Here is a 24,449-nt window from a genome sequence, read left to right on the forward strand (position 1 = left end):
AACTTATTATATCACTACGGTCGCAGGGTAGCTACTACCCGCTGGGGTTTTAAAAGGAAATCAAGGGCGGCCAGGATACTGGTAAAAACCACGTCTGCCTGTTGCAGGGCCTGGAAGGCGGCTCCTTCGGGTCCTAAAACCAGCAAACCCAGGGCGGCCCGGCCGAGCATTTGCGCATCATTGACGCCATTGCCGATGGCAGCTGTATGTTCTGCTCCTAATTCCGTAATTATCCGTTCCTTATCCGGCCCGCCGGCCTGGCCGTCGACTTTTGTTAATACCACCGGCAAGTTCCGGCAGGCGGCGGCAGCTGTGCCGAAGGTATCGGCCGTCAGGATATAAACCTTAAGCCTTTCCGCCAGGGCCTGCAGGCGCCCTGCCACCCCAGGCAGGAGCTGGCCGTCGCAGGCAATGGTACCGTTAAAGTCCAGGACTACCTGGTGAATTTCTATCCTGCGCCCGGGTACTTCAAAAATTAGCATGTACGTTCCCCTGCCAAAAATATTTATAATGTTCTTCCTGCTTGCCGGCAGGATTTATAAAAGGGTAAACGAAATAAAATTAATTAGACATTAACAAAGGAGGTTGGCCGGGATGTTTGTCCGCGACCATATGAGCCCCAATCCCATTACAGTTACCAGGGACACTTCCGTCCTGGATGCCCTCGAACTTATGAAGAAGCATAAAATCCGGCGTTTACCTGTGGTCCAGGATGGACGGCTGGTAGGGTTGGTTACTGAACGGGATATTTTAAGGGTTTCTCCTTCTCCGGCTTCAACCCTCAGCGCCTTTGAAGTCAATTACCTGGTAGCCAAGATGACGGTTAAAGATGCCATGATTAAACGCCCCATTACCGTTCCTCCGGATATGACCATTGAAGAAGCGGCCCTTTTAATGCGGGAGCATAAAATCGACAACCTCCTGGTCATGGAAAAGGAAAAGCTCGTCGGCATTATTACCCAGACCGATCTCTTTGAAGCCTTGATTAAACTCTTCGGCCTGCGGCGTCCGGGCGTAAGGGTTACCCTGGAAGTAGAAGACCGCATTGGTGTCCTGGCTAATATTGCCCGGCGGGTAGCAGACGCCGGCATCAATATTATAAATGTTGCCAACCGCCATAAAGACGACGTCCATACTTATGTCGTCCTGCGACTGGCAACGGATGATGTCAGCGTTCTCCTACCCGCCCTGGAAGCCGAAGGCTGCCGGGTAGTCCATGTGAGTTCTTACAACGGCTGAAAACATTAGCCGCATTTACTGAAGCCGCAGCTGCAGGTGACGCAGCCTTCCTGGAAATGGAGGTTGGAACCGCACTCCGGGCAGATCCCTTTCTGGATGAGTTCGGCTTCTGCAGCCGGGCTCAAAGGCTGGAAACTGGCCTGCTGGTTTTCAATGGTAGCGCTAATTTCGGCCAGGGCGCGGACGCTGAAGTCAGGCGGTAGCTGGTAAGAACCGTTATCGTACCAGTTTTTCAGCTCCTGGGCCAGGACGCGGCCGATGATGTCCGGGCAGGATTTACCGACTATACTTTTATCGGTGGCCCGACGCCGTAAGAAATTGGGGCAGCTTACCGAGGTGAGCTGGTCAATAATGGCCTCCGGGGCGATATTGGCCCGCAGGGCCAGGGAAATCAGCCGGCTGACACCTTCGGTAAAACCGCTGCAGCCACCGGAAGAGCCGGTGGTGATAAAGGTTTCGATTAAACCCTCCTGGTCATAATTGACGGTGATGTACATTTTACCGCAGCCCGTCTTAACCTGCTCGGTAACGCCGCAGGTACGTTTCGGCCGCGGCCGGGGATGGGTTTTCTGGCCGGAGGGCGTCTTGACAGCAGTATTTTTTGCGCCGCTGACCAGCACTTCCTGTTCCCGGCTGCCGGACCGGTAAACTGTCACTCCTTTACAACCCAGCTGGTAGGCCAGCTCGTAAACCCGGCGCACATCTTCCCTGGTGGCGCTGGGCGGGAAGTTAACTGTTTTGGAGACGGCGTTGTCGGTACTGGCCTGGAAGGCGGCCTGCATGCGAATGTGCCACTCCGGAGCGATTTCCAGGGCCGTGACAAAAACCCGGCGCATATCCGGCGGGATCTGCTTGATATCATGGATACTTTTCCCTGCTGCAATTTGTTGGAAAATTAACCCGGCCTCGTCCGGGGCAAAATTTTCCTCTATATAGGCCCGGAAAACGGGGTTAACTTCAATAAGACTTTCGCCATCAAGAACGTTTTTAGTGTAGGCCAGGGCAAAAACAGGTTCTATCCCTGAACTGGTACCGGCAATCATGCTGATGGTACCGGTAGGGGCAACGGTGGTGCAGGTGGCATTGCGGAGCTTCTGCCCCCGGTAAATGCTCCTGTCGATGTTGGGAAAGCTGCCCCGCTCTTCCGCAAGTTTCCGGGAGGCCTGACGGGCTTCTTTTTGAATAAAGGCCATGACCCTGCGGCCCAGTTCCACGGCTTCTTCTGTATCATAAGGAATCCGGAGCAAGAAAAGCATATCGGCCCAGCCCATGACACCTAGGCCGATTTTCCGGTTACCCATAACCATGGCTTTTATTTTTTCCAGGGGGAATTCGTTGATCTCAATAACGTTGTCCAGGAAGCGTACCGACCAGTAAACTGTCTCCGCCAGCTTATCCCAGTCTACCTCACCATCCCGGACCATATTGGCCAGGTTCAGGGAGCCAAGGTTACAGGCCTCATAGGGTAAGAGGGGCTGTTCCCCGCAGGGGTTGGTGGCTTCTATCTCTCCCAGTTCAGGAGTGGGATTATCTTCGTTTAAACGATCCAGGAAAATGATGCCCGGCTCGCCGTTGGCCCAGGCATGGTTTACGATTTCCTCGAATACCTGTTGCGCTTTCAGCTTCTGGTATACTCGGCCGCCGAATTTCAGCTCATAGTAATCGTCCCGGGCCAGAGCTTCCATAAATTCCCTTGTCAGGCCCACGGAGATGTTGAAGTTGGTCAGTTCATTGTTGTCTTCTTTGCAGCTGATAAATTCCAGGATATCGGGGTGATCCACCCGTAAAATTCCCATATTGGCCCCCCGCCTGGTTCCTCCCTGCTTGATGGCCTCGGTGGCAGCGTTAAAGACCTTCATAAAAGAGACGGGTCCGGAGGCCACCCCGCCGGTTGAGCGTACGGGGCTGTTTTTCGGCCGCAGGCGGGAAAAGGAAAAGCCTGTCCCCCCGCCGCTTTTATGGATCAGGGCCGCGTCTTTAACTGCGGTAAAGATAGCCTCCATACTGTCTTCCACCGGCAGGACAAAGCAGGCCGAAAGCTGGCCCAGCTCCCGGCCGGCGTTCATCAGGGTGGGGCTGTTGGGTAAAAAGTCCCAGCTGGTCATAAGCCGGTAAAAACGCTCGGTATATTCCTCCACTTTTTCCTCTGTTAAGGAGGGGTTAAAAATTTTTTCCGCCCCGGCTACGGCCCTGGCCACCCGGCGGAACATTTCCTCCGGTGTTTCCACAGGGACGCCGTTTTCTTTTTTTAGATAACGTTTTTCGAGAATTATGCGGGCATTGTTCGTTAATTTCATTTCGTCACCATCCATACATTAACATTTAAGTAAGTTATCTACATAGTTATTCACTTTATCCACTGGTTCCAGTTGAAGTTACAGGCAGGTAAATGCTGAAACAACTTCCCTCCCCTACTTTGCTTGTAACTTCTATTTTACCACCATGGCTAGCAACGATACGACTGCTTAGGGTCAGACCCAGGCCGGTACCGTTTTCCTTGGTGGTATAAAAGGGCTCAAAAATTAATTCCAGCTGTTCCGGAGGAATCCCCGGGCCGTTATCTTCCACGGTGGTGACGACCTGGGCGTTAGCCGAGTCCAGGTAAGAGCTTACAATGACCATCCCTCCCGGACCGGCCGCCTGGATGGCATTGGAAGTGAGATTGAGGATAACCTGTTTCATCTGGCCGGGATCCAGGCTTAAAAGGGGTAATTCGGGTGCCAGTTGCTGGACCAGTTTAACCTCATACATTATAGCTTCCTGCTCGGCCAGGAGCAGGGCTTCGGCCACCAGCTGGCCAAAGGGCGTTATCTGCAGCTGGGGCTGGGAAGGCTTGGCAAGGGACAGGAACTCCTTGATAATATTATTGATGCGATCGAGCTCGTCAAACATAATGGCGAAATATTCCTGTTCAATGGCCTGGGGATCAAATTTAGTTTGCAAGAGTTGTAAAAAGCCGCGAATAGAAGTTAGGGGATTGCGGATTTCGTGGGCCATACCGGCAGCCAGTTCACCGACAATGGCCAGTTTTTCTGTTAAATATTCCCTGTCCTCTTCAGGAAAAGAATAAGCCACTACCATCTCACCTCCGACCATAACTAATAACTTTCCACAAGATGGACATTTTTCCTCCTAACAGGAGATTACCGGCGATAATTTTGTTGCATCTCCTGGAGAACCTGCCCCAGTTTCTTCATGTTTTCGCCATAACCAGCCCAGTCGCCCAGTTTTAGTTTTTCCTGGGCTTCATTATAGAGGCGGTTGGCTTCCTGGATGGAAGTTGCTAAATTGTTGGTTGTAAGCGACCCGGAAAGGGGTGGTGTTGTTGCCGGTGGCGGAGTAACAGCTGTCCGGTCACCGAAAATGGCCTTCAGGGCGCCGGCCAGGGTATCGGCCATGACTATTTTCTCCCCGTAAGCCACTACCACCTGGCGGAGTTCCGGCAACTTGCTCTCCTGGGACTGGAGGAAAATAGGTTCCACATAGAGCAATGCTTCCTTAATGGGTAGAACCAGAAGATTACCGCGGATAACCCGGGAACCGTGCTGGTCCCAGAGGGTAAGCTGCTGGGAGATGGCTGGTTCCTGGTCAATACGGGCTTCAATTTGCATGGGGCCATAAATGGAACGATTTTTAGGGAACGTATAAAGCAGGAGCTGGCCGTAGTTAGGGCCGTCGTTGCGGGCCGCCAGCCAGGCCACCATATTAACCCTGCGCGCCGGGGTGAAGGGCAGCATCAATATATATTCCGCTTCCTGTTCGCCGGGCAGGCGCAGGAAGGTATAATAGGGCTCCATGGCCTGGCGCTGATCGCCCACCATTTCCTCGGCAATGCTCCAGGCGTCTTCCTTATTATAGAAGAGCATGGTGTTTTCCATGTGGTAGCTGGCCAGCATCCTGGCCTGGATGGCCAGCAGTTCCGCAGGATAACGCAGGTGCTGCCGCAGTTCGGCCGGCATGGCCGCCAACGGTTTAAACAGGCCGGGGAAAATCTTTCCCAGAGTCTGGCTTAAAGGATCACCTGGATCTACAAGATAGTAATCGACCGTACCGTTATAGGCATCAATTACCACCTTGACGGCATTACGGATGTAATTAAAGCCCTCTTCGACCGGTTCGGAATAGGGGTACATATTGGTTAAAGTATAGGCGTCGAGCAGCCAGTACAGCCGCCCACCAGCCACCACCAGGTAAGGGTCGGCGTCATACCGCAAGTAAGGCATAATTTTGCGGACCCGTTCCTGGATATTGCGGTAGTAGAGGATTTTGCTTTCCGACGTCAATTCCCTGCTCATCAATAAGCGGTAATCTTTAAAGCGGAAAGCAAAGATGAGGCGCCGCAAGTAATTGTTAAGGGCTACTCCTCCCCTGCCTTCATAACGGTTTTCCACGAAGGTGTCGCCACTGCTGGAGGGATAATCGAATTCAGCCGCCTTGCCGCCGGTAATGACGTAGTCGCCAGTTAACTCGCCGTAATAGATGCGGGGCTCGTTCAGCAGGAGTCCGGCAGTGCTACGGAAGGGCAGATCACCGGCAATAAATTCGGGCTGACCACCGGGGGTAACGGTATTGGCCGGACTCATGGCCAGGCCGTAGCCATGGGTATAGCGCATTTTTTCATTAATCCAGGTCCTGGCCCGGTCTGGTAGTTTATTCTGGTCCAGCTCGCGGGCTGAAAGCATGACCTGGCGCAGGCTGTTTCCCAAGGTATAACGGTCGACGTCGATATCTTTAAAGCTGTAGTAGGAGCGGATTTCCTGAAGCTGGCTGTAGGTTTGCTGCAGGGGCCGGTAATCCCACAGGCGGATATTATCCAGGGTAATCTTCTCCTGTTCCAGGTCGGCCGGGGTAAGATTTTCTCGGGCCGGGAATTCCCGCACGGTTATTTTATCTAAACCAAAGGCGCGGCGGGTAAAGTCAATATTAAAACGCAGGTAGGGCTCTTCCCGGGCAAACTCATTGGGCTCTACCTGGAACTTCTGTACTGCCGCGGGTAGAATAATTACCAGCAAAACAAAAGCAGCAATGAAAGCCAAGACACCTATGCCTACCAGCTTGAGGTTGCGGCGGAAGGCATTGAGGAAAATCATTAGGGCACAGACCAGGGCAACACCGGCCAGGATATTGTATCCCGGCAGGAGGACGTGAATATCCGTATACCCCGCACCGAAGGCCAGACCCCGCGGCGAACGGACCAGGTCAAAGGCCCGCAGCCGGAAACCCCAGGCCTGGACCAGGAAGAAGAGGGACACCAGGGTGGAAAAATGAGCCTGGGGACGGGTAAAGCGGCCCTTTCTAAAATCCAGGAGTTCCCCGGGATTAAAAAGCAGGTAGAAAAAGCCGGTAACCAGGGCGGCTCCTACCAGGGCCATGACTAAGAGGATATAGAGAAAGTTGTAAAACGGCAATTTGAAGACGTAAAAGCCGATATCTCTGGCGAATAAGGGGTCAGTAAACCCAAAGCTAGTTGCCTGCAGGTATTGCTGGACAACCAGCCATTTACCGGCTGCCAGGGGACTGAAGAGCAGGGCGCCGGCAAGGCTCACCAGCAGGTAAAGGATGGTTAACCGCCGTCTGGTAACGAAACGGTCAACCAGGTACTCTTTTAAGGTCCAGCTTTCCCGGCTGGGGGAAGGAGATAAATTGAGCCCCCCGGAGGTAAAAAGCAGGTTGAGGTAAAAGAAAAGGAAGAAAAAGGACAGGACTCCCAGCCGCAGGGTCCAGTCGGATAAAAGTCTGGTAATGAGGACCTGGCGGTAGCCCACTTCACCAAACCAGTACCAGTCAGCCAGGAAATGGGAACCCAGAAAGACAATAGCCAGGCTGACAAAGATGATGATTAACAGAATTAGCCGTATGCGGGTCAGGATGCTCATATTAAAAACCTCCTGCAGGGGGTTACAAGTAATACTTCGCCACCGGGGTGGCCTTTCCTCCTGGTTAAAAGAAAAAGCCCCGTGGTACCGGGGCTGCCGCCTGAACTTTTCAGGCTTCCAGGGCCAGATCAACTATTTTTTGCACTAGGGCCGGGAAGTCCAACCCGGCAGCCCGGGCCGCATCGGGAACCAGGCTGGTAGCTGTCATGCCGGGGACACTGTTGACTTCAATAACCTGGGGAACCTGGCCCCGGGCCACAATCATGTCTACCCGGGCAAAGCCGCGGCAGCCCAGGAGGATATAAGCCTGGCGGGCGAGGGAGGCGGCTGCGGTTAGAACGGCCTCCGGCAGCCGGGGTGGTATGATATGATCACTTAAACCGGGAGTATATTTAGCCGTATAATCATAAAATCCGGTATGGGAAACGATTTCGATAAGAGGCAAGACCAGGGGGTCACTATTGCCCAGGACGGCGGCCGTTATTTCCGGGCCGGGAAGAAAAGCCTCGGCCAGAAAGCAAGGATCGTACTTTAAGGCGCCTTCAATGGCAGGAGTCAGCTCTCCTTCCTCCCTGACGATAAAGGTGCCGATGGTGGAACCCTGGGTCGGAGCTTTGATGACTACCGGCAAACCCAGGTCCGTTAAAATGCGTTGCTTTACCTCTTCCCTGCCGGCAGCGTACTGGGCGGCAGTCCAGCTTAAAAAATCCGGGGTGGGAAGTCCGGCCTGGCGTAAGATGCGCTTGGTCATAATTTTATCCATAGTAATGGCGCTGGCCAGAACGCGGCTGCCTGTATAAGGGATGCCCAGAATCTCCAGCAAACCCTGGACGGAACCGTCTTCCCCAGGCTTGCCGTGCAGGGCATTGAACACAACATCGGGAGCAAAGGACTTTAGTTTGGCAACTACTTCCTCATCCAGGTCAATCTTCATTACCTGGTGCCCCAGGCCTGCCAGGGCTTCAGCAACAGCGGCCCCGCTCTTTAAGGAAATTTCCCTTTCGGAAGAAGGGCCACCCATTAAGACGGCTATTTTCATATTTTTGCAGGTGCCTCCTTGAAATCCTTTAACCTTTTAACCATCCTGGCGGAAATGCCCATAGCCCCAATTTGAACTGGCGTATAAATACCGTGAAAATCGGTGCCGCCGGTAATGAGAAACCGCCGTTCCAGGGCCAGCCGGTAGAAAAAGCGGATAGCGGCTCGACCTTTATCCCCTAGATAATAATAAAATACCTCCAGGCCGTCAATGCCCTCTTCCAGGATGTGCTTTAACAGTCCTTCATCCCTGATCAGGCCGGGATGGGCCAGCACGGCAATCCCGTTGGCGGCGTGAATCAAGGCTATTGCCCGGGGCAAGGGGTTACCTTCATAGGGGATGTAGGCCAGGCCGCCGGGGGATAAATAACAGCGCAAAAATTCAATTGTCTGGGCCGGCTCCTGGAGATAACCTGCCTGCCGTAAAAGTTGCAGGATGTGGTTTTTTCCCAGCACTCCGCCGGGAGGGATAAGCTTTAAGGCCTGTTCCCAGCTGATATTAAAACCCAGGGTTTGCAGGCGCTGGATAACTTTGCGGGCAAGGATATTGCGTTCCCGGCAGATGGTTTGTAAAGCGGATGTCAGTACGGGAGAATAGGGATCAAAGTTATAGCCCAGGAGATGGATTTCCTGACCTTTAAAACATGTAACCATTTCAATTCCAGGCAGGAGATCCAGGTCGAGTTCCCGGGCGTAATCGCAAGCCTGGTAATAACCGGCAAGGCTTTCATGATCAGTAAAGCTCAGGGTCTTGAGCCCGATTTTTTTCGCCTGTTCCAGGACTGCAGCCGGCGCCAGGCTGCCATCCGAGCACAGGGTATGAATGTGAAGATCGGCGTATACCAAGGGCAACACCTCGAAAAGTTGACATTATATCTATATTCGGCTTATAAAAAAAGAAACCTTCCTGGCGGTAAAAAAAACATATCCTTGACTGGCGGGCGGAAAGAGGGTATAATAAAGTTGCTGTAGGGGTGTAGCTCAATTGGTAGAGTAGCGGTCTCCAAAACCGTTGGTTGCGGGTTCGAGTCCTGCCACCCCTGCCAACCTGATATATCAAGGTTTATGGCCTCTGTAGGAGGCCATATTATTTTACCCTAATCGCCCCTCCCCCGCTTAAAGTGCAGGATAATACCTGTGCGGCCTCATTTTGCCTTGAAGGCCGGTGCTCACCTGCGGCCTTTGTTGTAATCGGGAGGTAGTCAGTACAGATGGCGGTCTTTTCGAATGTAAGGCTTGTTGAAGGTGCCTGCCACTGCTTGGCAGACAGCAGGTTTAAATATAACTACCGTAATAAGTGCGACGGTAGGGACCTCCTGGGAGCCATCTGTGATAATTCTGTTCCCTGCGTTTTCTTTGACCCCCAGTATCGGGGCGTTTTGGACAAGCTTGCTTACGGCAACGAAGGTGTCAGCAGAGGGATGCAAAGATCCATGCTTCCGCAGATGACGGAAGATATAATAAAAGAGTTCATTGCCGCAATAAGCCGCATTCTCATCCCAAGCGGGCATTTATTCCTGTGGGTGGACAAGTTTCACCTCTGCGAGGGTGTATCCAGCTGGTTACCAGCAAACCTCAAAATTGTTGATATGGTCGTCTGGAACAAGCAGAAAATGGGTATGGGATATCGAACGCGCAGGCAGTGCGAATACCTGCTTGTCGTGCAGAAGCGACCGCTTCGCGCCAAGGGCGTATGGGCGGTGCATGATATCCCTGATGTCTGGGAGGAGAAAGTGAGCGGAGACCACCCCCATTCCAAACCAGTTCTTCTGCAAGCACGTCTCATCGAAGCTGTAACAAATCGGGGTGATGTGGTAGTCGATCCGGCGGCAGGCAGTTATTCGGTCCTGAAGGCTTGCCAGAAAACAGGGCGGACTTTCCTGGGAGGCGATCTGGTTTATGGTACTGCTGTTTCTCTGCCGCCGGCTGAAGAAGAGCATCTATAATCAAAGCTCCCTCGCAGCGAGGGAGCTTTGATTTCAATCCCTTACTCTTCCTTTTCTCGCCTGGCTTCCTGGATGATCTTTTCGGCAATATTGGCCGGGACTTCTTCGTACTGGGCAAAATCCATTTTAAAGTGACCGCGGCCTTGGGTGATAGACTTCAAGTTGATAGCGTAACGGTACATTTCTGCCAGGGGTACCTGGGCGCGGATAACCTGATTTTTGCCCTTCGGCTCCATTCCAAGAATTCGTCCCCGGCGGCTGTTTAAATCGCCCATGATGTCACCCATGAACTGTTCGGGTACGGTAATTTCAACGTTCATGATAGGCTCCAGTAGCACCGGTTTGGCCTGTTCAACGGCCTTGCGGAATGCTATTCCGGCGGCAATCTTAAAGGCCATTTCCGAGGAGTCTACCGTATGGTATGAACCGTCGGCCAGGTTGACTTTAATATTGGTTACCGGATAGCCGGCCAGGATCCCTTCCTGCATTGCTTCCCGGATGCCCTTCTCTACGGCCGGGATATACTGCCGGGGGACGGCACCGCCGAAGATGGTTTCGGTAAACTCAAATTCCTTGTCCGGCAAGGGGGCCATGTCGATAAAGACATGGCCGTACTGGCCGTGACCGCCCGTTTGTTTCTTGTGCTTGCCTTCCACCCTGGTAACGCTGGAGCGAATGGTTTCCCGGTATGGTACCCGGGGCGTGCTCATTTCTACGTCGACGCCAAATTTCCGCTGCAGGCGCTCCAGGGTAATGTCCAGGTGGGACTCGCCCATACCGGTGAGAATGGTTTCCCTGGTTTCGGTATTTTTGCTCAGGCGCAGGGTCGGATCTTCTTCCAGCAGCCTTGCCAGGGCATTGCTGAGCTTATCTTCGTCACCTTTACTTTTAGGCCTGATGGCCACGGGAAGGGTTGGTTCGGGGAAGTTGATTCCTTCCAGTTTAACCGGGCTGGCCTTGGTGGTAAGGGTATCACCGGTAGTGGTAACCTGCAATTTGGCAACGGCCCCTATATCCCCCGGCCGCATTTCGGTCACGGCTACCTGGTTTTTACCCTGGAGGGCAAAAAGCTGGCCGATTTTTTCTTCGCTTTCCCGGTTGGCGTTGTAAACGGTAGAGTCCGATTTAAGAACGCCGCTGTAAACCCGGAACATACTTAACCGGCCGACGTAAGGATCGGCCAGGGTCTTAAATACCAGGGCGGCCGGGCTTTCCTTTTCCAGTTCGGCCGCTGTTTTACCGGCCACGTCTACGGGCGAGGGTAAATAGTTTACAATGTAGTCCAGCAAGGGTTTAACCCCCATATTTTTCAGGGCCGAACCGCAGAGTACGGGAATAACTTTTCCTTCAGCAATGGCTTTTTTAAGGCCGAGGCGGACCTCTTCCGGGGTAAGTTCCTCACCTTCCAGGTATTTCATTAGAAGTTCATCATCACCTTCGGCCGCAGCCTCAACCAGAGCTTCCCGTAGCGATGCAACTTCGCCGGCGTATTCCGCCGGGACAGGGCCCTCCTTTTCATTACCGTTACCGTCATAGGTGTAGGCCTTTTGATTTAGAATATCAACGACACCGCTAAAGGTTTCGGCGGCTCCTATGGGCAGCTGGACGGGGACGATACGACCGTTCAAACGTTCCCGCATGGATTCTACAGCCTTCTGGAAATTGGCGTTTTCCCGGTCCATTTTATTAACATAGGCCAGCCGCGGCAGGTGACGGGCCTCGGCTTCTTCCCAGACAACCTCCGTCTGGACTTCTACCCCGGCCACGGCACTGACGACTACCAGCACACTATCAACTACCCGTAAAGCACTTACCACATCACCAAAGAAATCGCTGTAACCGGGCGTATCGAGGATATTTATCTTATTATCCTGCCACTCGGCAAAGGCCAGGGAGGTATTAATGGTTACCTTGCGTTTGATTTCTTCCGGGTGGTAGTCGGTTACGGTGTTGCCCTCATCAACCCGGCCTAAACGCTTGGTGGCCCCGGCATTATACAGCAGTGCTTCCGTGAGGCTCGTTTTGCCGGCGCCGCCATGGGCTACAATGCCAACGTTGCGGATATTGGTACTGGGGTAAACCTTCATTAAATTAAGCCCTCCTCATCCTTCTGCTGTTAACGAAAACTTAACAGAGTATATATTAGCCTTCCTTTTGCAAAAATCCTCTTTTTCTACTCAAATATTTTTACGATAGGCACTTTCTACTTTTCCCCACTTCTGGTTCTTCTAAACATTTACCGGCAGGCATAAGTTTAGATGGGGTGAAAGTATGCGCGCATCTATCTGGCAGGGTGCTGCTATACTCATGCTGGCCAGCCTGTTAAACCGGATTGTCAGTTTTGCCTATCGCATCCTGGTGGTACGTTACATTGGTGCTGAAGGAATGGGCCTTTATGAAATGGTTTTTCCCTTCTATAGCCTGGTTTTAATGATCGCTACGGCCGGTGTGCCGGTGGCCCTCGCCAAGTTAGTAGCGGAAAGAGTAGCCCTCCAGGCCTGGGGAAAGGTGCGCAGTGTTTTCCGTCTCTCTTTATGTTTTTTAACCGGTAGCGGGCTCATAGCAGCCTTAACTTTATGGTCCCTGGCTCCTTATCTAACTGGCAGGTTCTTCGCCGATGCCCGGGTTTACCAGGCTTTTATGGTGATGGTGCTGGCCCTGCCTGTAGTATGTACTTGCTCAGCCTTTCGCGGCTATTTCCAGGGATTGCAACTGATGCAGCCGGTGGCCCTGGCCCAGGTAAGTGAACAGGTGGTCCGCGTCGGCGCCGGCCTCTTTTTGGGCCTCCATTTCCTTCCCTACGGGGTGGCCATGGCTGCCGCCGGCCTGGCCATGGGTATGGTTCTGGGGGAACTCGTAGGGTTGGTTATAAGTATCGTGATTTTCTGGCAGGCACGTTCCTACTATGAGGTTGCTCCCTACCAGGAAGGTTCAATGCAGGCCGATATTTTTCCCCTGGCCCGCCTGTCCCTGCCGGTCATGCTGGCTAGGGCAGCCGGCGGAGTAATGTTGACCCTGGAGGCCCTGCTGATCCCCCGCCAGCTGCAGCGCTGGGGAGTGAGTGTAGGGGAAGCGACGACAATTTATGGTCAGTATGCTGGCATCGCCCTGACCCTTGTTTACCTGCCCATGGTTATTACGGTGGCAGTTGCTATAGCTATGGTCCCGGCCATTGCTGAAGCCCAGGCCGTCAAGGATTATGAACTTTTATCTAAACGCTGCCGGCAGGCTTTAAAACTTACGGTTTTAAGCGGTTTACCCTTTGCGGTCGTCTTTTATCTCCTGGCTACACCACTTTGTGACCTTATTTTTTCCACCCCGGCTGCCGGGGTGGCTTTGAAAATGCTTGCCTGGGGCAGCCTTTTTATCTACCTGGAGCAAACTACCGTCGGCATCCTCAATGGTCTGGGGGCTATGCCTACCGTTCTCAGAACGACCATTATCGGCGGGATTATCGATATTCTGGGAATTTATTTCTTTACTCCCCTCCTGGGGATTACCGGAGCCGCCCTGGGAGTGAACCTGGGTAGCGGGATGACGGCTATTTTAAATCTTCTGGCTCTGGCCAGGTATACCCCTTTGCGCCTGGATCTCCGGACATTTGTTTACGGACCGGTGGTGGCCTCCTGCGGGTTGGTTCTGGTCACTTCCTTTATCTGGACGGTTCTCGCTGCTGTACCGGCAACCTGGCGCCTTATCCAGGCCGTTGCCGGCGGCGGGTTGATCTATCTCTTAATTCTTTTTGGCTCTGGTGTGATTAACCCCAACCACCTTTATTTATTACCGTGGACCGGCCACAAGCCTGGTAGGTAGCTGCGTAATTCCTCCTGGAAGGCGTAATGGGTTAAATCTAGCTGCAGGGGTGTCAGGGAAATAAAGCCGCATCGCAAGGCGCCGATATCTGTATCGGGGCCCTGGTCAAGATCCTCTTTCTCACCGGCCAACCAATAGTAAGCCCTCCCGCGGGGATCTTTCCGGCCGCTGACGGTATTGATGTAGCGCCGCCGTCCCAGGCGGGTGATGGCTATCCCCTTTATTTCAGCCTCAGGCAGGTGGGGAACATTCACGTTTAACAAAGTACCCTGCGGCAGCCCCCGGTTTAGTATTTCCCGTGCCAGACGAGCCGTGAAACTGGCGGCAAAAGTGAAATCAAACTCCTCTTCCCCTACCAGGGATACCGCCAGGGATGGAAGGCCGTTGATACAGCCTTCAATGGCTCCCGAGACGGTACCAGAATAAAGGACATCAGTGCCCAGGTTTTCACCGCGGTTAATGCCGGAGACAACCATAGCCGCGGGTTCATCGAGGAGGGCGTCCAGGGCCAGTTTAACGCAATCGGCAGGAGTGCCGTTAATGGCCAGGCCCTTGCCGATGGGCTCTTCCCACGGAACTTCGGTAACCCGTAACGGTTTGTGCATGGTTATGCCGTGACCTATGGCGCTGCGTTCTTTTTCGGGGGCTACGACAACCACTTTGCCGATGGCCGTCAGGGCCAGGCTCAGGGCTTTGATACCAGTGGCGTGAATACCGTCGTCGTTAGTTACCAGGATTACCAATGTTACACCTCGTAAATAGAAAGGGTCATGGTTTTTCCGTCTGTATCTTTGGACAGGCCAAACATGAGGTTATAATCCTTCAGGGTTTTATTTAATAAGTCAACAATTTTATATAATTCATCGTTGCTGGTAAAACTCTTGCTGACTAGCAGGCGCATGCAGGCCCATTCTCTCCTTTCTTTCTTCTTTACTGGCGGGAGTCAATCCCCAGGCCCGGTTGTAACATCCGGCGGCAGTTTCAGGTTCACCCATTGCTTCATACAGGACGCCCAGCAGCTGCCACCCATCCCTGTGCCGGGGGTCAAGGCGCAACAATTCTTCCAGGACTTCCCGCGCTTCCTCTAAACGACGTAGTTTGAGCAAACAGGCAGCATAGTTTTGTCTTACCTGCAGATCATCCGGCTGGAGGGCCAGGGCACGACCATAGAGGGGCGCAGCCAGGTAATATTTACCAAGAGCTTCCAGGCAAATGGCGGCATTATTGAGGACGGAAAAGTCCGCCGGTAACAGGCGCAAGGCCATTTCCAGGCATTCAATTGCTTCCAGCCAGCGGCGTCCCTGGGCCAGGGCAGCCGCCAGATTAGCGATAACTTCCCCCTGTCGCGGGGCCAGGGCCAGGGACTGGTGATAAAAGTTGATGGCTTCGTCAACACGGTTGAGCTGGGCCAGGCAGACACCTATGTTGTTCAGTAGTTCGGCATCCCTGGCACCATACTGGCTGGCCCGCTGAAAACAGTGGTAGGCCTCCTGCCATTGTCCCAGGTACTGGTAACAGAGCCCGGTGTTAGTTAAAATGTCCGCATCTTTAGGAGCAAGTTTCAGGGCTTTCCGGTAGCAGGCCAGGGCTTCCTTTGCTTTCCCCATTTTAAAAAGACAATAACCCAGGTTGTTCCACCCGGCAGCGTAACGCTTCCTGGCATGAAGGATTGCTTGATAAAGCCGGGCCGCTTCTGGATAGCGTCCCAGTTCCAGCAGCCTCCAGGCCTGCTCTTCTTTACTTAATGTTTCCTTATTGGAGAGGGCAGCTGGCTGCCGGTCCCGGCTGTAAGCTGGATTTTGGACAGGACTGGACACGGCGCATCGCTCCTTTTCATATCCATCCTGTCCTTAATTTTTCGCCCTCCTTTATACCATTTCCTCCCATATATACCAAAAATCGTACGTCAAATAACGTCACCACCCGACTTACCCTGGTTTTTGGCAGCGCATTCACGACAGTATCCGAAAAATTTCAGCTGGTGATCGGTAATGTGGAAACCGGTCTGGTGGGTTAAAAGTTTTTCCAGGGATTCCAGCAGGTCATCATCAAACTCCTGGACCCGGCCGCATCCCAGGCAGATCATGTGGTGATGGTAGTGGGTTTCGTTCTGGTCCAGCTCATACCGTGTGCGGCCATCGCCAAAATTGATTTTCTGCAAAATGTCAAGTTCTGCCAGGAGATCCAGGGTGCGGTAAACGGTAGCCAGCCCAATATCGGGATAGCGTTCCTTGACTATATTATATACCTCTTCGGCACTTAAGTGCTCGGCAGCGTTCTCCAGGAAGGCCTTGAGTATCACCTGGCGCTGGGGGGTTACCTTATAATCCAGCTGGTGGAGCTTTTGACAGATGGCATTGAAAGTATTTTCCATAGTAACACCTGCAATCCTTTAATCCCTGGCTGTAAAGGTTTCTATAAATCCCTGTCCGGAAACTTCTTCTTCCGGCCGGGTAGCCAGCCTGAGCTTCCCGCTGCCGAGGCAGTAGAGACCTTGGGCGCCCATGGTAGTAACCAATCGCGGGCCCAAAACTGTTGTCTCTTTAATATCCAGCCTGATGAGGGGTGTAGTACCGGCCTGCAAGGAAAGTTCGGCAGGATAGCTCAAGTTATTCTTAGTTAGCTGTTCAAAAACCTGCACTTCCAGGTTACCGGTGGCAGCCAGGATTTCTTTATGGCGTGCCAGGTAAAGGGCCCTTACGTGTTTACCACTGTATAGGAGGTTGCCCCAGAAGTCGGCCCACAGGAGGGTATAGGCATCGGTAAAATAACGCCCCAGGAGGGCTCCTCCTAAGGTCTGCGGTAAAGGGAAATTATAACGGCGGTGATCAATATATCCCTCACCGCTAAAGCTTTTCTCGTGTCCCGCCAGGACTATCTTGCCACTGACACGGGCGCGAGGTACCGGAACGGTCCAGAACAGGTATTTATCACCCTTTTCGCCGTAGTTAATCCGACCGTGGCCCGGTTGCCAGCCGGGCAGGTGGGGTTCATACGTCAACTCCACTATCGGCTCCTCTGATTGCCATTCTAGATGGAAAAGGTTTCCTTGCTGGTAGATACGATTACCCGCCATTTGGACATCGAGGTGATCGGTAGCGGCCGTAAAAGGGGCAGTGACTTCCCGGGTAATTATTTCTTCACCCGGTCGGGCCAGCAGGAGACGGGCTTTTCCTTCTTCACCGCAGACGGTAAAGAAAACGTTCAGGTAAGTACCATCACCGCTGCTGGCTTCCCAGAGCCAGTTCTCTTCCTCACCGGCATGGCCCTGGTAAGCGTTATCGGCTGCCGCCAGGGGTTTACCTGGTAAAGCGTTAAACTCCGTATCCTCCCAGAAAGAAAAGGTACTTTCACGCAAGCCCCTCCACTCCTTTCCTATTCGTCAAGGGTATCCCATTTGCCACAGCGGCTACCCCAGCGGGCAATTAGATTACCTTCTTCTTCTATATTAACAATTTCACACAGGTTTGAACACCCCTGGCAGGTAAAACTATGGGCCCGAAATTCTTCTTCAGCTACTTCGAAACCTTTAAATTTAGTCTCCCGCTCATTGTTGATATAATCTCGCGCCAGGAGGGCGGCACCCAGGGCCCCCATAACGGCAAAATGGCGGGGCACGATAATTTCCTGTCCCAGGGCTTTACTGAAGGCGGCGCGGATGCCGGCGTTGGCCGCCACTCCCCCCTGGAAAACGATAGGGGCGAGTATTTCTTTGCCCTTGGCGACGTTATTTAAGTAGTTGCGGACCAGGGCCTCACAGAGGCCGCCAATAATATCTTCTATATTGTGCCCCATTTGCTGTTTATGAATCATATCGGATTCGGCAAACACGGTGCAGCGGCCGGCAATACGTACAGGGTGCCGGGCCTTTAAAGCAAGCTCGCCGAAGTTTTCGATGGGGATACCTAAGCGGGCGGCCTGTTGATCCAGGAAAGAACCCGTCCCGGCGGCACAGACGGTGTTCATGGCAAAATCGATCACTACTCCCTGGCGGAGAATGATAATCTTGGAGTCCTGGCCGCCGATTTCCAGGATGGTCTGTACCTCCGGCACTTCCATGCGGGCGGCCACAGCATGGGCTGTAATCTCGTTTTTAACAATATCAGCACCGATAATGGCCCCCGCAAGATAGCGGCCGCTGCCGGTGGTACCGGCCCCGGCGATGCTCACGTCTCCCGGCAGGGTGGCCTTCACCCGGCGAAGTCCCTCTTTCACGGCCTGGATAGGCTGGCCGTGGGTACGTATGTAAAGGCTGCTTAATACTTCTCCTGAAGCGGTAATGACAACGACGTTGGTACTGACGGAACCGACATCAATACCCAGGTAACAGGGTTGCATGATTCCTGGCCTCCATTTGCTCGCGCCGCTGGCGCAAAAGATCGACGAAGGCTTCCAGCCTGGTTTCCACCCCGGCCCGGCCGGTCTGTTCATCAATGGTCAGGCTTAAAATGGGAATGCCAAAGTCCCGGCTGACTCGCGGCAAAATACTTTTGGCTACTATTTCGGGAATGCAGGTAAAGGGTGCCAGCTGGATGACACCGTCAAAACCATTGCGGGCGTAAAGGATGGTTTCGCCGACGCTATTCTGACCATGCCCACCGACAAATTGATTTAGATAAGGGTGGGCCAGCTGGCGCACGTCCTGGGCACCGTGGGCCAGAACGTCGGTGGCCGTGTACTGGGTCAGGTAAATGGAGCGGTGGGTAATAACCCCCATCTCTCCCAGGGTTTTTTCTATATCCAGATTCATAAAGGGCTCCAGCAGGACGTAAATTTCACCCACGATGCCCACCTTGAGGGGGCGGCGGCTGGTATCCCGGGGAATATTTTGTAAAAGCTGCCGGCATTCTTCCCGGGCGGCGGCTATTTCCTTCTGGCTCCGGGCTTGCTCCACTATTTTGAGGCAGCTGTGGAAGGTGCGGGTAGTTTCTCCCCTTTTTAATTCATAGGGGCGGATGCTGGTGGCCAGCTGTTCCAACTCATCCAGGAGCTTTAACTTGGCCCAGGCACGACGGACAACCTCGACAAAGGCCAGCCAGGAAAGGCCGGCTTTCTTGAGCACCCGCCTTAATTTGATAAAAAAAGGCCATAAACCAGTCAGGGGGGGATCAAAAACAAAGATTTCAAAGTTAAACCCCAGGTGGCGTAAAATCTTTTCGTGCATCATACCGTACAGGCCGGCCCGGCAGGGTCCTACTCCGCCGGAGGTAATGATTATCTCCGCCCCTCGCTCCAGGACTTCCAGGTAGGTACCCAGGACCATTTTAAAGGGGATACAGGCATATTCCGGGGCATAGGTGACGCCCAGGTCCAGGGTGGCGCGGCTGGGATTGGGCGGGACGACGGCTTCAAAGCCCATATCTTCCACCAGCTGTTTAAAACCCAGGTAGGAATATCCCATGTGGGCAAAGGAGACCTTTTTCACCTGTTCCCCCTCCTCTGGAGCAACATATCGACAAAAGCTTCCAGGCGGGTGGTTAAACCGGCATCACCCGTTTGTTCATCAATGCTTACTGACATAAAGGGCAGTTGCCCCCGGCTTAACTTACGGATGTCCATTTCCATAATTTTATCCACCATAGCATCAGGGCCGCAACCGAAGGCGGTGACATGAATGATGCCGTCTATATTTCCCTGCTGGAGGTAATGATAGGTGGCTCCAAGAACCAGGTTGGAATAATGCCAGAAAAGGCGCTTGGGAAGACGGCTGCTCAACCGGTAGAGCCGGGCGGGGTGAACCATTTCCATGGTCCAGATATTTACCTTTAACTTTTTTAACTTACCAATAATATCCAGACTGATATATTGATCATAAACCTGGTAGGGATAGCCCAGGACGGCCAGGTTCAATCTTCCCGGTTCCCTGGTTGGAGCTTCAGCCGTCTCGCCCCGTAGTTTGGCCATGGCTTGCAGAGGCAGGTAACCGGCCAGAAGCAATTTCTGGTAGGCATACTGGTGGTGCCTTCCTTCCAGGTAAGCAGACCATGCCTGCCGCAGGCTAAAACCCAGCAGTTCGGCCAGGCCCCGGCAGGTTGACCATAAACTCCATAAGCCCCGGCCCGCATCGACCTGGAGATCGATGATGGGGGGCAGGTGGGGCAGGCCAGCACGCACCATATCCGGTAAACCTAAAAATTTGGGGCAAAAAGTGGTGCGCTTACTTATCCTTACCATGCGCGGAATAAAAATGGCATCTACCTTATCTTTAAGGGTCAGGACGTGACCGTGATAGAGTTTAATAGGAATACAGGCATCGGCTACTGCCTCGCGGGAGCCGTCATCCAGGATAGCCTTGGTAGTCGGGGGCGACGTAACAATTTCGATTCCCAAGCGGTTAAAAAAAGCTAACCAGAAGGGAAAATGGCTGTAATAAATCAAGGCTGTCGGAAAGCCGATATGTAACGCCAAAGAATTCTTCCTCCTGTTGAACTATCCTACCTAGATTTCGACGTTCATTAAAAAATACCTTCTTGGATTATAAAGATGCAGGTATTTTCTCCAGGAGGCCAGCATAGGTTTTTGGTGAGACAAGAATGGGGATCGGGGGTGGAAATCTTGCTGGGGGCTGTTTTGATAGGGTTACTTTATGCCATGTTATCAGGCCTGGGTATGGCCATTCTGATAGGGTTAGGGCTGTATTTCACTCCCCTTTCCGAGGGCCTGTTACCGTTGCTGGCCAGTATTACCGTGGCCCTGGCCGTCTTTTTTGGGGGGCTGCAGGCAGCAAGGAACGCCGCGGCCAGGGGGCTTGTCCAGGGTTTGGGGGTTGGCTTGCTCTTTTTTATAGTCACCCTGGCCATGGGCTGGACCGGAGGGTCTTTGGCCCTGGGCGCTACCGGCCAGAAGCTGGGGCTTTGTCTCCTGGCCGGAGCCATGGGCGGGGTAGCCGGCATGGCCGGCCGTTAAATCAATGCCAGAAGGCTACCAGTAACCAGTAGAGGAGGCCTCCTGCCAGAAATGCAAGGCCAAAGATCAGGCGGAAACGCGGACCTCCTCGTGGGGTAAAACTGCCAGGCCATAGGGCCTGTTTTTCTTTGGGTAGCATGAAGTCCATTTTTATCCCTGCTCCCTGATATCCTGTATTTTCCATGTACCTTGCTCGTTTAGGATGATAATTGTCTGGGGAACGGAAAGGGTACCCTGCCGGGATGATACCCACTCAGCACTTCCCCGGACCCGGGCAGTTCCGGTTTTAAGATCAACCTCCTGTTCTTTAATCAGGAAAAAAACGAACCGCAGGGACGGATCTTGCTGCCGGCGTTGCTGCCACCTCTGAAGGAGGGAGGTGCTTTTCAGAGCGGCGCCAAACTCCCGGGTGACCAGGGTGGAAAGCAGATCCTCCCTTCCCGTGGCCAGGGCCTGGTAAAAGCTATAAATAACAGCAAAGGGTGCCTGCTGCTGGCTGGTCGCAGCCAGTGCCGGCAGAGCAGGCTCGGAAGTTTTGTTTTTTTCGCTAAAGGAAAACCACCCCAGGGTCAGTCCTATTCCCAGAATTAAACCCAAAACGAAATATTTAAAGCCCCGCATTCTCAATCCCACCTCCATGGTTAATTGTAATGGTGGGATCGGCCTTTTATGCTAAAAAAGAAGAGAGGTTGCCCCCTCATTCCTGGTGTAAAAGTTTCTTTAGCAGGCGTTTCAAAAAGGACGGTAAGGGAATAAAGTAAACCCGCATGCTCTTCACCTCACTCCGGTCTGGCCTCATTAATTATAGTATTAAGGCCACGGCGCAAAAGTGCATGTTTACCGGGCAGCAGGCGGGTTAAACCAGGTCATTAGCTTTTCAGGGAGTTCATCCGGTGTCACTTCAGCTGTGGTAACCGGCGGCAGGGATTGGAGGAAATGGCGACCGTAGCGCTGGGAGAGGAGGCGCTGGTCGAGGACTACCAGGGCGCCGCGATCGGCAGAACTCCGGATCAGGCGACCGAAGCCCTGGCGGAAACGGATAACAGCCTGGGGCAAGCTTAAAGTTGAAAAGGGGTTTCCTCCTTTAGCAGCCAGATGTTCCATGCGAGCCGCCAGGGCAGGCATTCCGGGAGAAGGGAAAGGCAGGCGGGGAATAATAACGCAGCGCAGGAGATCCCCCGGAAGATCAATACCTTCCCAGTAACTGTTGGCCCCCAGGAGGACAGCCCGGGGTGTTTGCCGGAATTCCTCCAGGAGCTGGGAGCGACCCCCATCAATGCCCTGGGCCAGGACCCTAAAATGGCTGTCAGCCAGCATAGGGCTCAAGATGTTGTACATATCGCGCAAGAAACGGTGGGAAGTACAGAGGATCAGGGTGCGGCCACCGACGGCCGGCAGAATCTGCGCTATCACCGGCGCAATAGCTGCGGCGTAAGCACTGTCGTTAAGCTGGCCGGGATTTGGGAGTCCCCTGACGCTACACACCAGGGCCTGGGAACGGTAGTCAAAGGGCGAAGCCACCTGGCAGGTAGTGATCTGCCCGGAAGGCAATGCCGTTAATCCTACCTGCTGCAGGTAAAAATCAAAGGTATTATCAACAGTTATAGTAGCCGAGGTTAAAATTACAGCTTCTTTTCGGGCGAAGAGCAGTTCTGCCAGCAGGGGCCCAACTTCCAGGGGGGCCGAACGTAAGGTATACTGGTTGGCATTATTTTTTTCCAGCCAGCTAACGCATGTTTCCGGGTCGGCTTCGAGGATTTGCCCCAGATCCTGGCTGTACTGGGCAAAGATGTTGCTAAGGTTGGCAGCATCAGCCGCCATTTCTTCAGCACCGGCAGCGTAAAGCAATTCCGCCAGGCGACCCAGGCGACCGGCCAGGCCGTTCAGGGTTTCCTCCAGGCGGCCAAAGATGGTTAGCAGGCTGTCCCAGGCCGGCGTTTCCTTCAAGCGGGCCGCGAAGCGTAAAGTGGAGTTGCTATTTTCCCACAGGGCCGCCGCACTTAATTGCGCCAGGCCGTCCCAGAATGTCTGCCATTCACGTTGAACCCTGACAACAGTTCCTTCCAAATCTTCAAGCAGGGGTAACAGTTCGGCGTTTCCTTGCCCGGTTAAACGGCGAGCAAGGTTCCAGGCCCGCCCTAAAAAGCTAAAGTTACTACCTCTCCCTCCCAGGTGGTGGAGAAAAAAGTCACAACTGGCCTGCCGGACCGAAATGCCCAGGTGTTCGGTGGCCGCTTCTTCCAGGTGATGGGCTTCATCAATGATAAGATAGGGATAATCGGGCAGTACCTGGTTGTTAAAGCGGACATCGCTTAAAAGCAGGGAATGATTTAAAATCAAGATATTAGCAGCTTCCGCCTCCCGCCGGGCAGCATTGACAAAACAGCTGTCATTAAAGGGACAGCTGTTACCGGCACAGGTGTCCTTATCGGCGGCCAGGGCAAGCTTCAAAACTTCCTCTTCCGGTTTCAGCTTCATTTCGCTCCAGTCTCCGGAAGTAGTCAGCTTGAGCCAGCGCAGTACCCTGAGAATAAAATGGCGTTCTTCTTCCCCTGGAGGGGGGTTATGCTGGTAATCCCTGAGTTTACGCCGGCAGAGGTAGTTATTGCGCCCCTTGACCAGGGCGGCCTTGAAGGGGAAAGGAAGGATTTCCTTTAAGAGGGGCAAGTCTTTATGCCAGAGTTGTTCCTGGAGGTTTATAGTATGGGTGGCAATGGCTACTCTCCTGCCCTGGCGGCAGGCCCAGTAGATGGCCGGCAGGAGATAGGCCAGGGATTTGCCCGTACCTGTTCCGGCTTCAACAATGAGGTACTGATTCCTGCTCATAGCCGTAGCTACGGCCCGGAGCATATCGGCCTGCTGGGGGCGGTATTCATAACCGGGGAGTTTACTGGCCAGCAGGCCTCCTGGAGCCAGGAGGGCGGCTATCTCGTCCGGGCTGAAGTCGGGAATTACCGGCGGTGATGCCTGAAGTTCCTCCAGGGCAAAGAGCCCGGTAGCGGCCACTTCTGCCGGGGCCGCCGGAATGGATTCGGCGGCCAGGGCTGCCTGGAACCAGGGCTGCAGGCCGGCCGGAGCCAGCTTGAGCAGGCTGGTTAATAGATGCTTATCCAGGGCCAGGGTAGCCCGCCAGAGGGTATGTAGCAGCTGGACGGTGGCCAGTACGTCTCCCAGGGCGCGGTGGTGTGCGGTTACTTCGAGGGAAAATTTTTGGCTTAAAAACTCCAGCCGGTAGGAGGGCAGGCAGGGATAGAGTATACGGCTCAAGGTTAAGGTATCCAGCAAGGGGCGGTGCCAGGCAGTAGTACCCAGGGCCCGGTTTAAAAAAGCCAGGTCGAAATTGCCATTATGACCGGCGGGAATAGCCTCACTCATAAAATCCAGCAAATCGGGGAGGATTTCTGCCAAACGGGGGGCTTCGCGGACCATGGCGTCATTAATACCGGTGAGCTTCTGGATATAGGGCGGAATCGGCCGGCCGGGATTGACCAGGGTGTGCAACTGGCCGGTTATCTGGCCTTTCTCCAGGCGGACGGCGGCAATCTCAATGATCTGGTCCTGGTTTGGGTCCAGGCCGGTTGTCTCTACATCCAGGACGACATAAGTATGGGGTAGCACTTACCGGCACCCT

General features: G+C 53.6%; 21 protein-coding genes and 1 tRNA gene. 5 read left to right on the forward strand and 17 right to left on the reverse strand.

Annotated features, from left to right (window positions below; translation table 11 throughout):
- Nucleotides 1-14: 14 nt before the first annotated feature.
- Complete coding sequence (locus MCACP_RS06530) at nucleotides 15-482, reverse strand: HAD family hydrolase (RefSeq protein ID WP_406678532.1); 468 nt, start codon at nucleotides 480-482, stop codon at nucleotides 15-17.
- Nucleotides 483-594: 112 nt separating this feature from the next.
- Here MCACP_RS06530 and MCACP_RS06535 point away from each other — a divergent pair, with 112 nt between their 5' ends.
- Nucleotides 595-1,239: a CBS and ACT domain-containing protein gene (locus MCACP_RS06535; RefSeq protein ID WP_406678533.1), complete on the forward strand. Its 645-nt coding sequence runs from the start codon at nucleotides 595-597 to the stop codon at nucleotides 1,237-1,239.
- Between the two features lie 5 nt (nucleotides 1,240-1,244).
- Here the strand turns inward: MCACP_RS06535 and MCACP_RS06540 are convergent, their stop codons facing one another.
- The 5 genes from MCACP_RS06540 to MCACP_RS06560 form a co-directional block, all read right to left on the reverse strand.
- A complete protein-coding gene (locus MCACP_RS06540) occupies nucleotides 1,245-3,536 on the reverse strand; it encodes a vitamin B12-dependent ribonucleotide reductase (RefSeq protein WP_406678534.1) in 2,292 nt (763 codons plus the stop codon).
- A 55-nt stretch (nucleotides 3,537-3,591) separates the two neighbouring features.
- Nucleotides 3,592-4,335, reverse strand: a complete 744-nt coding sequence (locus MCACP_RS06545; protein WP_406678535.1) for a two-component system sensor histidine kinase NtrB — start codon at nucleotides 4,333-4,335, stop codon at nucleotides 3,592-3,594.
- Between the two features lie 47 nt (nucleotides 4,336-4,382).
- Nucleotides 4,383-7,115: a UPF0182 family protein gene (locus tag MCACP_RS06550; protein WP_406678536.1), complete on the reverse strand. Its 2,733-nt coding sequence runs from the start codon at nucleotides 7,113-7,115 to the stop codon at nucleotides 4,383-4,385.
- A 109-nt stretch (nucleotides 7,116-7,224) separates the two neighbouring features.
- Nucleotides 7,225-8,154 (reverse strand): D-alanine--D-alanine ligase, encoded by a 930-nt coding sequence (locus MCACP_RS06555; protein WP_406678537.1) that lies wholly within the window; start codon nucleotides 8,152-8,154, stop codon nucleotides 7,225-7,227.
- Nucleotides 8,151-9,008, reverse strand: a complete 858-nt coding sequence (locus tag MCACP_RS06560; protein WP_406678538.1) for a PHP domain-containing protein — start codon at nucleotides 9,006-9,008, stop codon at nucleotides 8,151-8,153. The genes MCACP_RS06555 and MCACP_RS06560 overlap by 4 nt, the downstream gene beginning before the upstream one ends.
- Nucleotides 9,009-9,123: 115 nt before the next feature.
- Here MCACP_RS06560 and MCACP_RS06565 point away from each other — a divergent pair.
- A tRNA-Trp gene (locus MCACP_RS06565) sits at nucleotides 9,124-9,199 on the forward strand.
- A gap of 165 nt (nucleotides 9,200-9,364) precedes the next feature.
- A complete protein-coding gene (locus MCACP_RS06570; RefSeq protein ID WP_406678539.1) occupies nucleotides 9,365-10,099 on the forward strand; it encodes a DNA-methyltransferase in 735 nt (244 codons plus the stop codon).
- A gap of 41 nt (nucleotides 10,100-10,140) precedes the next feature.
- Here MCACP_RS06570 and fusA read toward each other — a convergent pair whose 3' ends face one another.
- Entirely contained in the window at nucleotides 10,141-12,186 is a 2,046-nt protein-coding gene (gene fusA, locus MCACP_RS06575; RefSeq protein WP_406678540.1) for an elongation factor G, read from the reverse strand.
- Between the two features lie 184 nt (nucleotides 12,187-12,370).
- Here fusA and MCACP_RS06580 point away from each other — a divergent pair, with 184 nt between their 5' ends.
- Entirely contained in the window at nucleotides 12,371-13,912 is a 1,542-nt protein-coding gene (locus MCACP_RS06580) for a putative polysaccharide biosynthesis protein (RefSeq protein ID WP_406678541.1), read from the forward strand.
- Here MCACP_RS06580 and surE read toward each other — a convergent pair.
- The 8 genes from surE to MCACP_RS06620 all read right to left on the reverse strand — a co-directional run bounded on the left by surE (nucleotide 13,873) and on the right by MCACP_RS06620 (nucleotide 20,320).
- The gene (gene surE / locus MCACP_RS06585; protein WP_406678542.1) at nucleotides 13,873-14,655 is read right to left on the reverse strand and encodes a 5'/3'-nucleotidase SurE; all 783 of its coding nucleotides are present in this window, start codon (nucleotides 14,653-14,655) and stop codon (nucleotides 13,873-13,875) included. The genes MCACP_RS06580 and surE overlap by 40 nt on opposite strands.
- Nucleotides 14,656-14,657: 2 nt before the next feature.
- On the reverse strand, nucleotides 14,658-14,813 hold the full coding sequence (locus MCACP_RS06590) for a YpmA family protein (RefSeq protein ID WP_406678543.1): 156 nt from the start codon (nucleotides 14,811-14,813) through the stop codon (nucleotides 14,658-14,660).
- Nucleotides 14,773-15,729, reverse strand: a complete 957-nt coding sequence (locus MCACP_RS06595; protein ID WP_406678544.1) for a tetratricopeptide repeat protein — start codon at nucleotides 15,727-15,729, stop codon at nucleotides 14,773-14,775. Before MCACP_RS06595 ends, MCACP_RS06590 begins: the two co-directional genes overlap by 41 nt.
- An 89-nt stretch (nucleotides 15,730-15,818) precedes the next feature.
- The gene (locus MCACP_RS06600) at nucleotides 15,819-16,286 is read right to left on the reverse strand and encodes a Fur family transcriptional regulator (protein ID WP_406678545.1); all 468 of its coding nucleotides are present in this window, start codon (nucleotides 16,284-16,286) and stop codon (nucleotides 15,819-15,821) included.
- A gap of 18 nt (nucleotides 16,287-16,304) precedes the next feature.
- Entirely contained in the window at nucleotides 16,305-17,270 is a 966-nt protein-coding gene (locus MCACP_RS06605; RefSeq protein WP_406678546.1) for a hypothetical protein, read from the reverse strand.
- Nucleotides 17,271-17,287: 17 nt separating this feature from the next.
- The gene (locus tag MCACP_RS06610; RefSeq protein ID WP_406678547.1) at nucleotides 17,288-18,250 is read right to left on the reverse strand and encodes an acyl-CoA dehydratase activase; all 963 of its coding nucleotides are present in this window, start codon (nucleotides 18,248-18,250) and stop codon (nucleotides 17,288-17,290) included.
- The gene (locus MCACP_RS06615; RefSeq protein ID WP_406678548.1) at nucleotides 18,225-19,337 is read right to left on the reverse strand and encodes a 2-hydroxyacyl-CoA dehydratase; all 1,113 of its coding nucleotides are present in this window, start codon (nucleotides 19,335-19,337) and stop codon (nucleotides 18,225-18,227) included. The genes MCACP_RS06610 and MCACP_RS06615 overlap by 26 nt, the downstream gene beginning before the upstream one ends.
- Nucleotides 19,334-20,320 (reverse strand): acyl-CoA dehydratase activase-related protein, encoded by a 987-nt coding sequence (locus MCACP_RS06620; RefSeq protein WP_406678549.1) that lies wholly within the window; start codon nucleotides 20,318-20,320, stop codon nucleotides 19,334-19,336. The genes MCACP_RS06615 and MCACP_RS06620 overlap by 4 nt, the downstream gene beginning before the upstream one ends.
- A gap of 114 nt (nucleotides 20,321-20,434) precedes the next feature.
- Here MCACP_RS06620 and MCACP_RS06625 point away from each other — a divergent pair, with 114 nt between their 5' ends.
- Nucleotides 20,435-20,818 carry a TIGR04086 family membrane protein gene (locus MCACP_RS06625; RefSeq protein WP_406678702.1) on the forward strand — a complete coding sequence of 128 codons (384 nt, stop codon included), beginning with the start codon at nucleotides 20,435-20,437 and terminating at the stop codon, nucleotides 20,816-20,818.
- Between the two features lie 150 nt (nucleotides 20,819-20,968).
- Here the strand turns inward: MCACP_RS06625 and MCACP_RS06630 are convergent, their stop codons facing one another.
- Both MCACP_RS06630 and MCACP_RS06635 read right to left on the reverse strand, forming a co-directional pair.
- A complete protein-coding gene (locus MCACP_RS06630) occupies nucleotides 20,969-21,439 on the reverse strand; it encodes a hypothetical protein (protein WP_406678550.1) in 471 nt (156 codons plus the stop codon).
- Between the two features lie 216 nt (nucleotides 21,440-21,655).
- Nucleotides 21,656-24,436 (reverse strand): helicase C-terminal domain-containing protein, encoded by a 2,781-nt coding sequence (locus MCACP_RS06635; protein ID WP_406678551.1) that lies wholly within the window; start codon nucleotides 24,434-24,436, stop codon nucleotides 21,656-21,658.
- Between the last annotated feature and the right edge of the window lie 13 nt (nucleotides 24,437-24,449).

The organism is Neomoorella carbonis (genome assembly GCF_045278715.1).
GTDB lineage: Bacteria > Bacillota > DSM-521 > Neomoorellales > Neomoorellaceae > Neomoorella > Neomoorella carbonis.

Bases quoted from the DNA above. Each gene is read 5' to 3' on its own strand.
- MCACP_RS06545 (WP_406678535.1), bottom strand. From the start codon at position 4,335: ATGGTCGGAGGTGAGATGGTAGTGGCTTATTCTTTTCCTGAAGAGGAC.
- MCACP_RS06550 (WP_406678536.1), bottom strand. From the start codon at position 7,115: ATGAGCATCCTGACCCGCATACGGCTAATTCTGTTAATCATCATCTTT.
- MCACP_RS06610 (WP_406678547.1), bottom strand. From the start codon at position 18,250: ATGCAACCCTGTTACCTGGGTATTGATGTCGGTTCCGTCAGTACCAAC.
- MCACP_RS06570 (WP_406678539.1), top strand. From the start codon at position 9,365: ATGGCGGTCTTTTCGAATGTAAGGCTTGTTGAAGGTGCCTGCCACTGC.
- MCACP_RS06535 (WP_406678533.1), top strand. From the start codon at position 595: ATGTTTGTCCGCGACCATATGAGCCCCAATCCCATTACAGTTACCAGG.
- MCACP_RS06590 (WP_406678543.1), bottom strand. From the start codon at position 14,813: ATGCGCCTGCTAGTCAGCAAGAGTTTTACCAGCAACGATGAATTATAT.
- MCACP_RS06580 (WP_406678541.1), top strand. From the start codon at position 12,371: ATGCGCGCATCTATCTGGCAGGGTGCTGCTATACTCATGCTGGCCAGC.
- MCACP_RS06555 (WP_406678537.1), bottom strand. From the start codon at position 8,154: ATGAAAATAGCCGTCTTAATGGGTGGCCCTTCTTCCGAAAGGGAAATT.
- fusA (WP_406678540.1), bottom strand. From the start codon at position 12,186: ATGAAGGTTTACCCCAGTACCAATATCCGCAACGTTGGCATTGTAGCC.
- MCACP_RS06630 (WP_406678550.1), bottom strand. From the start codon at position 21,439: ATGCGGGGCTTTAAATATTTCGTTTTGGGTTTAATTCTGGGAATAGGA.
- MCACP_RS06540 (WP_406678534.1), bottom strand. From the start codon at position 3,536: ATGAAATTAACGAACAATGCCCGCATAATTCTCGAAAAACGTTATCTA.
- MCACP_RS06530 (WP_406678532.1), bottom strand. From the start codon at position 482: ATGCTAATTTTTGAAGTACCCGGGCGCAGGATAGAAATTCACCAGGTA.
- MCACP_RS06600 (WP_406678545.1), bottom strand. From the start codon at position 16,286: ATGGAAAATACTTTCAATGCCATCTGTCAAAAGCTCCACCAGCTGGAT.